We start from the raw sequence: 13,965 nt of genomic DNA, 5'->3' as shown, positions 1-13,965 counted from the left end.
CTCGATCAGTTCGTGCTGCGGTACGTGTCGATGGCGGTCTGGTAGACGTCGACCGTCTCGGCGGCGATCTTGCTCCAGGAGAACTCGTCGATGCACCGTTGTCGCCCGGCCTGGCCGAACGCGGCTGCGGTTGAGGGATCCCGGGTCAACGAGTTGATCTTGTTGGCCAGTCCGGCCTCGAATTCCGCGACATACTGCGGGTCGTCAGCCTGGGCCGGGTCGTAGGGGACCAGCCAGCCGGTCTCCCCATCCACGACAACCTCGGGAATACCGCCGACGGCGCTGGCGACAACCGCTGTCTCGCAGGCCATCGCCTCCAGGTTGACGATGCCCAACGGCTCATATACCGAAGGGCAGGCGAACACGGTGGCATGGGACAGCACCTGGCGCACCTGCTCGCGGGGCAGCATCTTCTCGACCCAGATGACGTTGCCGCGGCTCTGCTGCAGGTGGGCGAAAGCGTCACCGATCTGCTGGGCGATCTCCGGGGTGTCGGGCGCGCCAGCGAGCAGCACGAGCTGAGTGTCCGGGTCGAGCTGCTCGGCCGCCCGGACCAGGTGGATCAGGCCCTTCTGCCGGGTGATCCGGCCGACGAAGACCACCGAAGGCTTGTCCAGATCGACGCCGAGGCCGGTCACCACGTCGGTGCCCTCGTCCGGCTTGAACTCGTCGGTGTCGATGCCGTTGCGGACGACATGCACCCGGTCAGGATCGAGGTTGCGATAGGAGTCCAGGACGCCGTCCCGCATCCCGGCGCTCACCGCGATCACTGCAGCTGCTCCTTCGAAGGCGGTCCGCTCGGCCCAGGACGACAGCTTGTAGCCACCGCCCAGCTGCTCGGCCTTCCAGGGCCGGTGCGGTTCGAGCGAGTGGGCGCTGACGACGTGCGGGATGTCGTGCATCAAACCGGTCAGGTGTCCGGCCAGATTGGCATACCAGGTGTGCGAGTGAACAAGATCAACATCGCCGATGGCCGCAGTCATCGACAGATCGGCACCGAATACCCGGAGGGCCGCGTTGGCGCCCGGCGGGAAGTTCTCGGCATGGGCCGTCGCCCCTTCGCGGGGCTCGCCCATGCACTGCACGTCCACCTCGCAGAGCTTGCGCAGCTGCGGTACCAGCTGCGCCACATGGACGCCGGCGCCACCGTAGATGGTGGGCGGATACTCACGGGTGAGTAGCGAGATGCGAAGGGTCATGAGGTGATCGTGCCACAGGACCGGCGGCCGTAGAAGGCTCGCCGAAGACGTAGATAACGACTTGGTCCTTGTCCATACCCGTCTGTCTGGCCTAGGTTCGTGGCATGGCAGCGCGACCGAAGGTTCTAGCAATCGTTCTGGCCGGCGGTGAGGGTAAGCGGTTGATGCCGCTCACCATGGACAGAGCCAAGCCAGCGGTGCCCTTCGGGGGCACCTACCGACTCATCGACTACGTGTTGTCCAACCTGGCCAATGCCGGTCTGCGGCAGATCTGTGTCCTCACCCAGTACAAGTCGCATTCACTGGACCGCCACATCTCTCTGACCTGGCGGATGTCGACGCTGCTCGGCAACTACGTCACCCCGGTCCCGGCTCAGCAGCGACTCGGCCCGCGCTGGTACCAGGGGAGTGCGGACGCCATCTTCCAGTCGATGAACCTGATCAACGACGAGAACCCCGACTATGTGGTGGTCTTCGGAGCCGACAACATCTATCGGATGGACGTCTCTCAGATGGTCGAGGCGCATATCGACGGCGGGGTCGGCTGCACTGTCGCCGGCATCCGGGTGCCACGCAGCCAGGCCAGTGCATTCGGGGTGATCGACGCCGGCGCCGATAACAAGATCAAGAACTTCCTGGAGAAGCCGGCCAACCCACCCGGTCTCGATGACGACCCGGAGTCCAGCTTCGCGTCGATGGGCAACTACATCTTCACCAGCGAGGCACTTGTCGACGTATTGCACAGCGATGCCGAGGAGACCGACTCACGCCATGACATGGGCGGGGACATCATCCCGTCGTTCGTCTCCAAGGGCGACGCCCAGGTGTACGACTTCACCATGAACACCGTGCCGGGCTCCACCAGTCGCGAGCAGAACTACTGGCGGGACGTCGGCACCATCGACGCCTACCATGAGGCACATATGGACCTCGTCTCGGTCGACCCGGTCTTCAACCTCTACAACAAGGAATGGCCCATCTGGACCTCACCGGTACAGATGCCCGGTGCCAAGTTCGTCCTGGATGGGACCGCGGTGGACTCGATCGTCAGCCCTGGCTGCATCATCTCCGGTGGGCGGATCGAAAGCTCGGTGCTCTCTCCCAACGTGCTGGTGCTGGACGGCAGCAGGGTCGAGCAGTCGGTGCTGCTGTCCAATGTGACTGTCGAGGCGGGTGCAAGGGTGCGCAGGGCCATCCTGGACAAGAACGTCGTCGTGCCGGCCGGTTGTGAGGTGGGTGTCGACCCCGAGGCCGACCGTGCCCGCGGCTACACCGTCTCTGAGAGTGGCATCACAGTCGTCGGCAAGGGGATCACCATCACCCCTTCCTGACCCGCCAGCGCGCGCCCTGAACGAGCTGTACACGCGTCCTGAGCCTGTCGAAGGGCCTCGCTCACGCGCCCTGAGCCACCTGCTCACGTGCCCTGAGCCTGTCGAAGGGCCTTCGACAAGCTCAGGACGCGGAACCGCTCCAACCTCAGGCCGGTCAGAGCTTGACGGCGACCAACAGTCCGTCGCCGACCGGCAACAGGGTCGAGATGAGGTCGTCGTTGTCCGCGATCGCCTCGAGTGCCTCACGGATGGTGATCGTCTCGTCGTCGTTGTTGTTGACGTCGGCGATCCGGTCGTGCCAGAACGAGTTGTCGATCGCCATCAGCCCGCCGTGCCGCAGCAGTCGCAGCGCCTGCTCGACGTACTCCGCATACTCGAGCTTGTCGGCGTCGATCAGCACCAGGTCATAGGCACCGTCGCTCAGCTTCGGCAGTACGTTCAGCGCGGCGCCGGCGATCAGCCGGAAGCGTTGACTCGGGATCCCTGCTGCGGTGAACGCCCGTCGGGCCACCTGCTGGTGCTCAGGCTCGATGTCGACGCTGGTCAGCACCCCGTCCGGGTTCATGCCGGCGAACAGCGCGAGGCCGGAGACACCGGAGCCGGTGCCGATCTCGACCACGGCACGGGCCTTGATCACCTTCGCCAGAAAGGTGAGCGTGCTCGCCGTGCCTCTGCCGACCGGCGCCACACCCAGGGGCTTGGCCTCCTCACGCGCCTTGGCCGCGATGTCACTCTCCGGCACGAAATCCTCGGCGAACACCCAGGACGCGGCCTTGGGTGCGGACTTGGTCGATGTCTTGCCAGCGGCGGAAGCGTTCACAGGAGGCAGCCTAGCGAAAACGCCTTACGATGTCGGTATGAGTCACGCCCTTACCTCGCCGGTGGCGCCATGAGCCACACCGTCGTCGCCGAACTGGTGGCAGCAGTCCTGAAAGTGGAGGTGTCGGTCGGGGACACGGTGGCAGCCGACGACTCGGTCGTCATCCTCGAGTCGATGAAGATGGAGATCCCGGTGCTGGCCGAGGTCGGGGGTGTGGTGAGCGAGATCGTCGTCGCCGACGGTGACGTGGTGAACGAGGGTGACCCTCTGGTCGTGATCAATCCCCGTTGAGCCCAGCCGGTCCAACCCACAGCCGCGGCTCTAGAATCTGAGCCATGTCTGCTGCTGAACCTCCCTTCGGTCGCCTGCTCACGGCGATGGTCACCCCGTTCGGTCCCGACGGGTCGCTCGACCTGGAGGCGGCGGCTCGGCTGGCCGGCTATCTGGTGGATGAGCAGGGCAACGACGGCCTGGTGGTCAGCGGGACCACCGGTGAGTCGCCGACCACGACCAACGCCGAGAAGGCCGAGCTGCTGAAGACGGTGATCGATGCGGTCGGGGACCGGGCCGCCGTGCTGGCGGGGGTCGGCACCTTCGACACCCGGCACACGCTGGAGCTGGCGGCGACCGCTGCCGAGCTCGGGGCCGATGGCCTGCTGGTGGTGACTCCGTACTACTCCAAGCCGCCACAGACAGGACTGCTGCAGCACTTCACGACCGTCGCCGATGCCTCCGAACTGCCGATCATGCTCTACGACATCCCGCAGCGTGCCGGTGTCCCGATCGCCACCGAGACCCTGATCAGGCTGGCGGAGCATGACCGCATCGTTGCGGTCAAGGACGCCAAGGGCGACCTGGTGGCGTCCTCGCGGGTGATCGCAGAGACAGATCTGGCCTTCTACTCCGGCGAGGACGCACTCACCCTGGGCCTGCTTGCTCTCGGCGGCGTCGGACTGGTCGGGACCTCGACCCATTTCAGCGGTCGAGCGGCCAGGCAGATGATCCTGAGCTTCCTGGGAGGCGACGTACAGGGGGCCCTGCAGCTGCACCAGCGCCTGCTGCCCATCTTCACCGGGATCTTCGCCACCCAGGGCTGCATCCTGGTGAAGGCAGGCCTGGAGCTGCAGGGTCGTGGCGTCGGTGGGCTGCGCTCGCCGCTGCTGACGGCCACCCCGGCGGAGACCGACGCGCTGGCGGCGAGCCTGGCCGCAGCCGGTCTCTGACCGGCCGCTCGTCAGCGAGAGGCATCGCCCCGGGAACATCCGCCCACCCGGATTCGTTATCCGTTGAGGGTACTGGTGTCTCCTGGTCGCACAGACTCCTGCCAGGGTTGGCTCAGGGTTTTGCCAGGATGCTGCGAGACACTGACCGGAGAGGATGTCGAATCCGACGCTCGGCTGACACAGGAACAGGAGGGAACCGATGACCACCTGGCCTGCGCCCGATCCCGAGGATTGGCAGCCGCCGTCCGATGCCGATTGGACGCCTCCCACCTGGGAACAGGTGGTGCGTGACCACGGCAGCCGTGTCTATCGCCTCGCCTACCGGCTCACCGGCAACCCGCATGACGCCGAAGACCTGACCCAGGACGTGTTCGTCCGAGTGTTCCGTTCGTTGCACCGCTTCCAGCCCGGCACCTTCGAGGGCTGGCTCCACCGGATCACCACCAACCTCTTCCTCGACACCGCCCGCCGGAAGCAGAAGATCCGCTTCGACGGGCTCACTGAGGGCTCTGACGAACGGCTTCCCAGCAGCTGGCCCACCCCGGGCGACCAGCTCGCCGACGCCGACCTCGACCACGACGTGGCGGCGGCGCTGAACGACCTGGCTCCCGAGTTCCGAGCCGCGGTCGTCCTCTGTGACATCGAGGGTCTGACGTACGAGGAGGTCTCAGGAGTCCTCGACATCAAGATCGGTACCGTCCGGAGCAGGATCCACCGTGGCCGCGCCCAGCTGCGCGAGGCGCTGGCTCACCGTCGGCCGACCGGAGAACGGGTTCGCTACCTCGGTGTCGAGGTCGAGTCGGGCGAGATCGACCCGCCTCGCGTCACGGCAGCCGAGCGTGGCAGAGCCATGGAAAGGGCGAGGACTGCGTGAAGGGCAAGTCCTGCAGCAACCTCGCCGAGCTCCGGTCGGCGTACGTCGACGGGGCTTTGAGTCCTGCCGACGAGCAGCTGCTGCTGCGGCATCTGAGTGACTGCGCCGGGTGCCGGGCCGAGGTTGCCGAGATCCGCCAGCTTCGGGAGATGTTGAACCGAGCCGGGGCATCGACGCGGGAGCCGAGCCCGCCGGACCTGTCCCATCGGCTGGTGTCCATCGCCGGCCAGGACGCGGCGGCGCCGCTATGGTCCAGGCCATTTCGGCGTACCCGCCCGGGCGCGTTGCCCAGCACCAGGCGGGCACTCAGACGCCGCATCACGACCGTTGTCGCCGTCGTCGGCTCGATGGTGGCGACGACTGCGGGCGTCGGGTATGCCGCGGCTCCACCGCTCGAACTGCCGGCGGTCGCCGACCCGTCCGCCGGGGCCCGGGCCGAGTTCGCCACCATGCTCGCCCAGCTGCCGCTGGCCAATGACGCGGTCAACGCGGTGATGATGGTCACCGGCTCCTCGTTGGAGTCTGCTGCCGACGGCGCCTGGCCCCGGCCAGCCCCCGCCACCGGTGCCCGGCTCGACGACCGGGCCAACCTGGCCCTGCTGGAGCGGGCGGTCGGTGCCGCGACCACGGTCGGCTATGCGGGGATGCAGCAGGTGACCGTACCGCGCACCGGCCACACGATCTCGGCTCGGGTGCGCGCCACGTTCCAGCCTGGCCAGGGAACTCAGCTGGCCGTGAGCAACAGCAAGGGCAGAAGGCTGGTCGAGGGGTTCGTGCCGGCCCCCGCGACCTCACGGGTGGTCAACCGTGACCTGCTGACCCTGCTGCTCGAGCGCTATCCGCTGACCGGCGTCGCGGGCGCCGAAGTGGCCGGGCGGTCCGCGACGATGCTTGAGGCCGTCGACCCGGCCACCCGGGTGGTGCGGGCCCGCTGGTGGATCGATGACCACAGCGGCCTGCTCCTCTGGCAGGAAAGCTACGACGCTTCCGGTGCCCTGATCAGGGCCGCCGGGTTCACCTCCGTACGGGTCAGCAACGACGAGGGTTTCATGGAGCATCTGGCGCCGCGGCTGGCGGTGCCGACGACCACAGCGACGCTGACCCTGTCCAGTGCAGGCGAGCTCGCCAGCCAGGGGTGGTTCTGCCGGGACGAGCTGGCAGGCCTGTCCCTGGTGCGGCTGCGCAGCGGCGGTGACGCAGACCCGTCGGGTGTGCTGCACATGGTCTACAGCGACGGGCTTTCCACCATCAGTGTCTTCGAGGTCCGGGGCGCGCTGACGGCGGCACCGGCAGGCTCCAGCTGGGACCCGACCCTGGCGGCCTACATCAGCGACGGTCTACCGAGGATGGCGACCTGGCAGTCCGGTGCGACGGTGTTCACCGTCGTGTCCGACGGGCCGGCGGCGCTGCGTCGTTCCGCGGTGAGAAGTCTCCCGCATCAGCCGGCCCTGAGCCGGACTACCATGGACCGCGTTCAAGCGGGCTGGTCCCGTATCTTTGACCTCGCGAACGGGTAGGTATGAGCGACGACAAGCGCGCGTCCGGCGGAGGCCAGAGCCGCGGCGGCGACGATCCTGACGAGTTCGCCTACTACGGTCCCTTCGGCCCCGGCGCGCCAGGTGCCATGGCGACCTCAGGCGAGGACATCGACGACACCCAGCCGATCGGGCTCGAGTCCGGCTACACGGCGTCGATGACCAGCCTGTTTCCGGCGCCACCAGGTGTCGAGCCCCTGCGACCGCGACCACCTGCGCCGGTCCATCCGCCGCCGAAGAGTGGCCGCAAGCCGATGCGAGCGACGGCGATCATCGCCCTGGCCGCGCTGACCGCGCTGCTGGTCGGTGCCGCCGCGGGCTTCGGCGGTGCGCAGTTGGCCGGCTCGGGGCTGGTCGGCGTGCCAGCGGCCGCGTCGCCGCGCCCGACAACAGCACCAGGCGGCACCAGTACGCCGATCGCACCCCCTCCGGGCCAGGTCAACACCGTCGAGATCTCACGAAGGGTGCTGCCGAGCACCGTCACCATCCGGGTAGGCGACCGCACCAACGGCGGGTCCACCGGGTCCGGCTTCGTGCTGGACAGGGACGGCCGGATCATGACCAACAACCACGTCGTCGCCGGCGGTGCGGACGGATCCTCCCCGATCCAGGTGATCTTCTCGGACGGACGCCGGGTGCAGGCCAAGATCCTCGGCCGCAGCCCCAGCTATGACCTGGCTGTGGTCAAGGTGGCGGCGACCGGGAGCCTGGTGCCGATCGCGATCGGGGACTCCGACGCCACTGAGGTGGGGGAGCCGGCCATCGCTGTCGGGTCCCCGCTGGGACTCGGCGGCACCGTGACCGAGGGCATCGTCAGTGCCAAGGACCGCCCGGTCGTCGTCGGCGGTTCGACCGACGCCGACAGCACCTCGGCCTACATCAACGGGATCCAGACCGACGCCCCGATCAACCCGGGCAACTCGGGAGGCCCGCTCGTCGATGCCGGTGCGCGGGTGATCGGCGTCAACTCCGCCATCCTGACGCTCGGCCAGAGCAGCGGCCAGAACGGCAACATCGGTCTGGGTTTCGCGATCCCGATCAACCAGGCGATGGTGATCGGGAAGATGCTGATCAAGGACGGCAAGGCCACCTATCCGGTGATCGGCGCGACCGTGACGAGCCAGACCGACGACACCGGTGTACGGCTGGCGAACGTGGAGCGCAAGGGCCCGGCGGAGCGGTCAGGTCTTCGTAGCGGTGACATAATTACCAATGTCGACGGTGAGCGGGTCTTCCAGGCCGAGGAGCTCATCGTTGCGATTCGCACACATCGCCCCGGCGACACCATCACTCTCCGGTACACCCGCAACGACCGGGCCGGAGAGGTCCAGGTCAAGCTCGGCAGCAAGGAAGGTTAACGTTGCCTCATGTTTGACATCGGCGCGCCTGAGTTCCTGGTGCTCTTGGTCGCTGCGGTGATCCTGTTCGGTCCGGAGAAGCTGCCGGAGTTCGCCCGCAAGGCGGCCAAGGTGCTCCGCTATGTCCGCAATCTGGCCGGCAATGCCCAGGAACAGTTGAGCAAGGAGCTGGGACCTGGGTTCGAGGACCTGGACATCAGGGACCTGAACCCCAAGACGTTCATCCAGAAGCACCTGCTCGATGAGGTCGAGCCGATCGTCGCCGACGTCAAGAGCGACTTCGAGGATGCGACCAGGGCAGGTCGTGGCGCCGCCAGCGACGTCACCGCGGCGCTGAACAGCGCCAGGGACCTCTCCAGCGCCGACAGCAGCTCCGCTGGCGATTCGGCCCTGACGGCCGTTGCCGCGGCTGCCGCGCGGGTGACCGCGCCGTTCGACCCGGACGCGACCTGAGACGTCTGGCTACCGGCCGGCAGGGGCGAGCCCGAGCTGCCTTCCGACCAACCCCCGGCCCTTGGTGGCCAGCCGAGCGGCCAGTGCGGCCAGGGCCTGGGCGGCGGGCTGGTCCGGGGCAGACGTGACGATCGGCGCCCCGTCGTCGCCGCCGGCCCGTAGCTGTGGGTCCAACGGGATCTGTGCCAGCACCGGAACGCCGTAGCCCAACCGCGCGGTCAGGGCCTCGGCGGTGCGCTCACCACCACCCGATCCGAACACCTCGTGCCGTTGCTCCTCGCCACAATGCGGGCAGGTGACGGCGAGGTAGGACATGTTCTCGACCACCCCGAGCACTCGCTGGTTCATCATCGAGGCCATCGTGCCGGCCCGTTCAGCCACCTCCGCGGCCGCCTGTTGGGGGGTGGTGACCACCAGCACCTCGGCGTTCGGGAGCTTCTGGCCCAGCGAGATGGCCACATCGCCGGTGCCGGGAGGCAGGTCCAGCAGCAGGAAGTCGAGATCCCCCCAATAGACGTCGGCCAACATCTGCGTCAGCGCCCGGTCGAGGATCGGCCCCCGCCAGGCGACCACCTGGTCGCGGCGGGGCTTCAACATCCCGATCGAGATCACCTTCAGGCCGTTGGTGGGCACCGGCATGATCATGTCCGAGACCGACGTCGGTCGCGCATCGGCCACTCCGAGCATGGCCGGGACCGAGTGGCCGTAGATGTCGGCGTCCAGGACGCCGACGGTGCGGCCGAGCCGGGCCAGGGCGAGCGCGAGGTTCACGGTGACCGACGACTTGCCGACGCCACCCTTGCCGGAGGCCACCGCGATCACCTGGGTCAGCGAGTCCGCGCGCGCGAACGGGATCTCCTTCTCGGCCTGTCCGCCGCGGAGCAGCTCACGCAGCTCGGACCGCTGCGCGTCCGACATCACCCCGAGGTCGACCTGGACCCCGGTCACCCCGTTCACCGAGCCGGCGGCTGCGGTCACGTCCCGCCTCAGGGTGTCCTTCAACGGACAGCCGGAGACGGTCAGTAGGACCTCCACCCGCACTCGGCCGTCGTCGGCGATGTCGATCGCCTTGACCATGCCGAGCTCGGTAATCGGTCGGTGGATCTCCGGGTCGTTGACCGACCCGAGGGCCTGCCTGACCGGGCCGAGCAGGGGATGGCTGGGGGAGTTGGACTCAGGGTCTTGCATGCCTCCAGCCTAGTGAGCCGATCGGCAGTACCCCTAACCGGCTCAGATCGCCTCGACGCGCTCGTCCTCGTGCTCGCCGCCGGACTCAAGGTCGGCCAGGATCGCGCGGAGCTCCTGACGGAGCTCGGACCGGATGTAGTCGCGAGTGGCCAGATCGCCGACCGACATCCGCAGACTGGCGATCTCGCGGGCCAGGAAGTCCATGTCCGCACGGCTCTGGGCAGCCTGAGCCCGGTCGGCGTCCAGGCTGACGCGGTCGCGGGCTTCCTGCCGGTTCTGCGCCAACAGGATCAGCGGAGCCGCGTAGCTGGCCTGAGTGGAGAAGAACAGGTTCAGCAGGATGAACGGGTACGGGTCCCACTTGAGCCCGAAGACGCCGACCACGTTGCAGGTGATCCAGACGATGACGAAGGCGGTCATGTAGGCCAGGAAGCGCGCCGTACCCATGAACCTGGCGAACCCCTCGGCGAACTTGCCGAACGCGTCCCGATCCACCTTGACGCCCGAGAACATCGAACGTCGTCTGCGCCCCGGCTCGTTCAGGCGCCGGTTTTCGCTCTCCCTCAGACGTGGCATCAGCTCACCTCCGCATCGCCGGGCACACTGCTCATCTCATCCAGCTGGGTACCGCGCCAGTCGTCGGGCAGCACATGGTCGAGCACGTCGTCGACGGTGACGGCCCCGATCAGCCGGTGCTCGGAGTCGATCACCGGGGCGCAGACCAGGTTGTAGGTGGCGAAGTACCGGCTCACCTCGTGCAGGTTGGAGGCGTCCAGCAGCGGCTCGAGCTCGGTGTCGATCAAACCGGAGACGAGCAGCGACGGGGGCTCACGCAGCAGCCGTTGGATGTGGACGCCGCCGACGAACCTGCCGGTGGGGGTCTCCAGCGGGTTGCGGCAGACGAACACCATGCAGGCGAGCGCGACCGACAGCTCAGAATCGCGCACCAGCGCCAGCGCGTCGGCGACGGTGGCATCCGGTGCCACGATCACCGGCTCCGGGGTCATCATGCCGCCTGCGGTGTACTCCTCGTAGTTGAGGAGTCGGCGGACGTCACGAGCATCCTCGGGCTCCATCCGGCCCAGCAGCTCCTCGGCCATCTCCGGGGCGAGCTCGGCGATCAGGTCGGCGGCGTCATCCGGGTCCATCTCCTCCAGGATGTCGGCCGCCCGCTCGCTGTCCATGCCCTGGATCAGCTGGACCTGCTCATCCTCCGGCAGCTCCTCGATCGCGTCAGCCAGCTTCTGGTCGTCCAGCGCAGAGGCGACCTCGGCCCGCCGCTCCGGCGTCATGTCGTGCAGCTCGCGGGCCACATCGGCCGGCTTCATGTCCTCCATCATGGCCAGCAGCTGGTCGGTGCCCTGGGCCGAATCGTCCACGGCGAACTCGCTGACCTGGGACCACTCGAGGATGGTGATGTGCCCCCGCCGGCCGAACCGACGTCCCTTGCCGGCGTCGCGTACGGCGACGTCACTGAGCTCCCATTCCCGGGAGCGGGCAGGACGCATCGCCACATCGAAGATCACCGCAGGTCCTGGACGGTCCCGGCGGGTGACCGGGAGGTCGAAGAGGTCGTCGATCACGAGCGTCTCGGACTCGCGACGTTCGAACCGGCGGGTGTTCACGACACCGGAGATGACGACCTGGAACGCACTGATGCTCCGCACCCGAGCCATCGGCATGAAGATCCGACGCCGGGCGAAGAGCTCGACCACCAGGCCCTTGACCCGAGGCGCGTGACCACCGGCACGGCGCTGGATGACCACGTCGCGGACCTTGCCCACCTGGTCGCCGGCACTGTCCATCACCGGCAGGTCCCTGATCCGGGAGATGAAGACCGACGTCGCTGCACCACTCACTCACGGGAGAGTAGCGCGGTTCACCACAGGGATGCTGACGGCCCACCTCGGTGCGGACAGCCGGCCACTCGGCTACGCCGGGTTATCTTTCACTCGTGAGAAACCTCGTCGCCGTCGTCGTGACCGTCGGCTGCCTGCTGGCGGTCGGCTGTAGCGGACAGGGCTCGGCACCGAAGCCGTCCTCGCCGCAGCAGAGCGGCTCCGTGGGTCCTTCCAGCAGCACAGCTGCCGAGCCGACGCCGAGCCGAACACCGACGCCATCGCCTGCGTGCCCCTCCGGGCGGTATGACCTCAGCTCGTTCAAGGCGAAGCGTGACCTACCGCTGCCGACCGGAGCGGCGGCGCTGCGCGGATCGGGCGACGGGCTGAGCCTCACCTTCGACAGCAACCGATGGACCCTGGCCGGAAAGCCGGATGGGAGCATGCAGGTGCGGGCAGGCCAGATGAGGGGAGAGCTCACGGTCTCAGGGACCATCGAGGGGACCTTCGTCGCCACCGGTGGCGGCCAGGCGGACTTCAGGGTCTCGCGCTCGACGGGCTCAGCCGAGCTGTCCGGTCCGGATTTCGACTATCGGCTTCCGATGCAGCAACTGGCTCTGGTGGTGACGCCGGACGGCACGGCTCGGCTGGCCTGCACCGGGAACCGGCTGACGCTGGACAACGAGGCGATCACGCTGCAGCTGTCTCGCGACGTCTGACCTTGCGTCTGTCTCCAGCAGCCCGGCACGGCAGGACCGGTCAGGCCTGCCAGATGGTCTTGACGTTGCAGAACTCACGGATCCCCGCGGCCGAGAGCTCGCGGCCGTAACCGGAGGACTTGATCCCGCCGAACGGCAGCTCGGGGAAGGAGACGGTCATCCCGTTGACGAAGACCGCTCCCGCCTCAAGCCGGGTGACGAGCTCGTCGATCTCGGCGGGGTCGGTGGACCATGCGTTGGAGCTGAGCCCGAACTCGGTGCCGTTCGCGACGTCGATGGCCTGGTCCAGAGTGTCGACCTTGAACACCGATGCGACCGGGCCGAAGCATTCCTCGGTGGTGATCTTCATCTCCGACGTCAGGTCGACCAGCACGGTCGGCGGGTAGAAGAACCCGGGTCCCGCGGGCAGGTCGCCACCGGTCAGTACGGTCGCCCCCAGCCCGCGGGCGTCCAGTACGAGATCATGGACGTCCTGCCGGCCCTGCTCGGTGGCGAGCGGGCCGAGGTCGGTGTCGTCATCGAACGGATCGCCGACAACGAGCGCGCCCATCTGCTCGGTGAAGGCGGCAACGAAATCGTCGTACACATCGGCGTGGACGATGAACCGCTTGGCAGCGATGCACGACTGCCCACTGTTCTGGGTACGCGCCCGAACGGCCACCTCCACGGCCTTGGCCAGGTTGGCCGACGGCATCACCACGAAGGCGTCCGAGCCGCCGAGCTCGAGGACAGACTTCTTGATGTTCTGACCTGCCTGGGCGGCGATGGCTCGGCCGGCACCGACCGAGCCGGTCAGGGTGACAGCGGCGATCCTCGGGTCGTCGACCAGGCCCGCCACTTCGGAGCCTCCCACCAGGACCGACTGGAAGGCTCCCTCGGGGAACCCACCGCGGGCGAACAGCTCGCCCAGGTAGAGCGCGCACTGGGGGACGTTGGAGGCGTGCTTGAGTACGCCGGTGTTGCCGGCCATCAGACCGGGCGCGGCAAACCTGATCACCTGCCAGAAGGGGAAGTTCCACGGCATCACGGCCAGTACGGTGCCGAGTGGCTGATAGCTCACCCGGGCCGCCGAGGCCTGGACGACATCTGGATCGGCCAGCGTCTCGTCGGCGAGGAACCTCGCCGCGTTGTCGGCATAGAAACGCATGGCGTTGACGCACTTGACCGCCTCGGCCTTGGCTGCAGTGACGGTCTTGCCCATCTCGGTGGCCATCAGGGCCGCCACCTGGTCGGCGTCGGTCTCGAGCAGCTCCGCTGAGCGGCGCATCCAGGTGGCGCGCTGAGCGAAGTCAGTTTCCGCCAGGATGCCGTTCGCCGCCACCGCCCGGTCGAGAAGCGCGTCGATCTCCTCTGCGGAATGGGCAGAGAAGGTCTTCTCCACCTCACCGGTGCTCGGGTTCAGTGTCGCGATCGCCATCTCGCACTCC

General features: G+C 67.8%; 14 protein-coding genes. 8 read left to right on the top strand and 6 right to left on the bottom strand.

Annotated features, from left to right (window positions below; genetic code table 11):
- Positions 1–5: 5 nt before the first annotated feature.
- Positions 6–1,199: a glycogen synthase gene (gene glgA / locus JOE57_RS04285; RefSeq protein WP_204916556.1), complete on the bottom strand. Its 1,194-nt coding sequence runs from the start codon at positions 1,197–1,199 to the stop codon at positions 6–8.
- A gap of 104 nt (positions 1,200–1,303) precedes the next feature.
- Between glgA and glgC the strand changes: the two genes are divergently transcribed.
- Entirely contained in the window at positions 1,304–2,530 is a 1,227-nt protein-coding gene (glgC, locus tag JOE57_RS04280; protein WP_204916555.1) for a glucose-1-phosphate adenylyltransferase, read from the top strand.
- A 154-nt stretch (positions 2,531–2,684) separates the two neighbouring features.
- Here the strand turns inward: glgC and JOE57_RS04275 are convergent, their stop codons facing one another.
- Positions 2,685–3,350, bottom strand: a complete 666-nt coding sequence (locus JOE57_RS04275; RefSeq protein ID WP_204916554.1) for a class I SAM-dependent methyltransferase — start codon at positions 3,348–3,350, stop codon at positions 2,685–2,687.
- A gap of 69 nt (positions 3,351–3,419) precedes the next feature.
- On the opposite strand from JOE57_RS04275, the gene JOE57_RS04270 reads away from it, so the two are divergent.
- From JOE57_RS04270 to JOE57_RS04245, 6 genes are all read left to right on the top strand, one after another.
- Positions 3,420–3,641 carry a biotin/lipoyl-binding carrier protein gene (locus JOE57_RS04270; RefSeq protein WP_204916553.1) on the top strand — a complete coding sequence of 74 codons (222 nt, stop codon included), beginning with the start codon at positions 3,420–3,422 and terminating at the stop codon, positions 3,639–3,641.
- 44 nt (positions 3,642–3,685) lie between these two features.
- On the top strand, positions 3,686–4,573 hold the full coding sequence (gene dapA, locus JOE57_RS04265; RefSeq protein WP_204916552.1) for a 4-hydroxy-tetrahydrodipicolinate synthase: 888 nt from the start codon (positions 3,686–3,688) through the stop codon (positions 4,571–4,573).
- 199 nt (positions 4,574–4,772) lie between these two features.
- Positions 4,773–5,447, top strand: coding sequence for an RNA polymerase sigma factor SigE (gene sigE, locus JOE57_RS04260; protein WP_204916551.1), 675 nt, complete (start codon positions 4,773–4,775; stop codon positions 5,445–5,447).
- A complete protein-coding gene (locus JOE57_RS04255; RefSeq protein ID WP_204916550.1) occupies positions 5,444–6,964 on the top strand; it encodes a zf-HC2 domain-containing protein in 1,521 nt (506 codons plus the stop codon). The genes sigE and JOE57_RS04255 overlap by 4 nt, the downstream gene beginning before the upstream one ends.
- Positions 6,965–6,966: 2 nt before the next feature.
- Positions 6,967–8,340, top strand: coding sequence for a S1C family serine protease (locus tag JOE57_RS04250; protein ID WP_204916549.1), 1,374 nt, complete (start codon positions 6,967–6,969; stop codon positions 8,338–8,340).
- A 9-nt stretch (positions 8,341–8,349) separates the two neighbouring features.
- Positions 8,350–8,793 (top strand): sec-independent translocase, encoded by a 444-nt coding sequence (locus JOE57_RS04245; RefSeq protein ID WP_204916548.1) that lies wholly within the window; start codon positions 8,350–8,352, stop codon positions 8,791–8,793.
- Positions 8,794–8,802: 9 nt separating this feature from the next.
- On the opposite strand, the gene JOE57_RS04240 is transcribed toward JOE57_RS04245, so the two are convergent.
- The 3 genes from JOE57_RS04240 to JOE57_RS04230 are packed head-to-tail and all read right to left on the bottom strand — an operon-like array spanning position 8,803 to position 11,840.
- Positions 8,803–9,981 carry an Mrp/NBP35 family ATP-binding protein gene (locus JOE57_RS04240; RefSeq protein WP_204916547.1) on the bottom strand — a complete coding sequence of 393 codons (1,179 nt, stop codon included), beginning with the start codon at positions 9,979–9,981 and terminating at the stop codon, positions 8,803–8,805.
- Positions 9,982–10,023: 42 nt separating this feature from the next.
- Entirely contained in the window at positions 10,024–10,557 is a 534-nt protein-coding gene (locus JOE57_RS04235) for a DUF1003 domain-containing protein (RefSeq protein ID WP_204916546.1), read from the bottom strand.
- The gene (locus JOE57_RS04230; RefSeq protein WP_204916545.1) at positions 10,557–11,840 is read right to left on the bottom strand and encodes a magnesium transporter MgtE N-terminal domain-containing protein; all 1,284 of its coding nucleotides are present in this window, start codon (positions 11,838–11,840) and stop codon (positions 10,557–10,559) included. The genes JOE57_RS04235 and JOE57_RS04230 overlap by 1 nt, the downstream gene beginning before the upstream one ends.
- 95 nt (positions 11,841–11,935) lie before the next feature.
- On the opposite strand from JOE57_RS04230, the gene JOE57_RS04225 reads away from it, so the two are divergent.
- Complete coding sequence (locus JOE57_RS04225) at positions 11,936–12,538, top strand: hypothetical protein (RefSeq protein ID WP_204916544.1); 603 nt, start codon at positions 11,936–11,938, stop codon at positions 12,536–12,538.
- A gap of 40 nt (positions 12,539–12,578) precedes the next feature.
- On the opposite strand, the gene JOE57_RS04220 is transcribed toward JOE57_RS04225, so the two are convergent.
- Positions 12,579–13,955, bottom strand: coding sequence for an aldehyde dehydrogenase family protein (locus JOE57_RS04220; RefSeq protein WP_204916543.1), 1,377 nt, complete (start codon positions 13,953–13,955; stop codon positions 12,579–12,581).
- Positions 13,956–13,965: the final 10 nt, after the last annotated feature.

It is taken from the genome of Microlunatus panaciterrae (assembly GCF_016907535.1).
GTDB classification, from domain to species: domain Bacteria; phylum Actinomycetota; class Actinomycetes; order Propionibacteriales; family Propionibacteriaceae; genus Microlunatus; species Microlunatus panaciterrae.
Note: the sequence above shows the minus strand (reverse complement) of the source record. Positions and strands in the feature narration are given on the sequence as shown.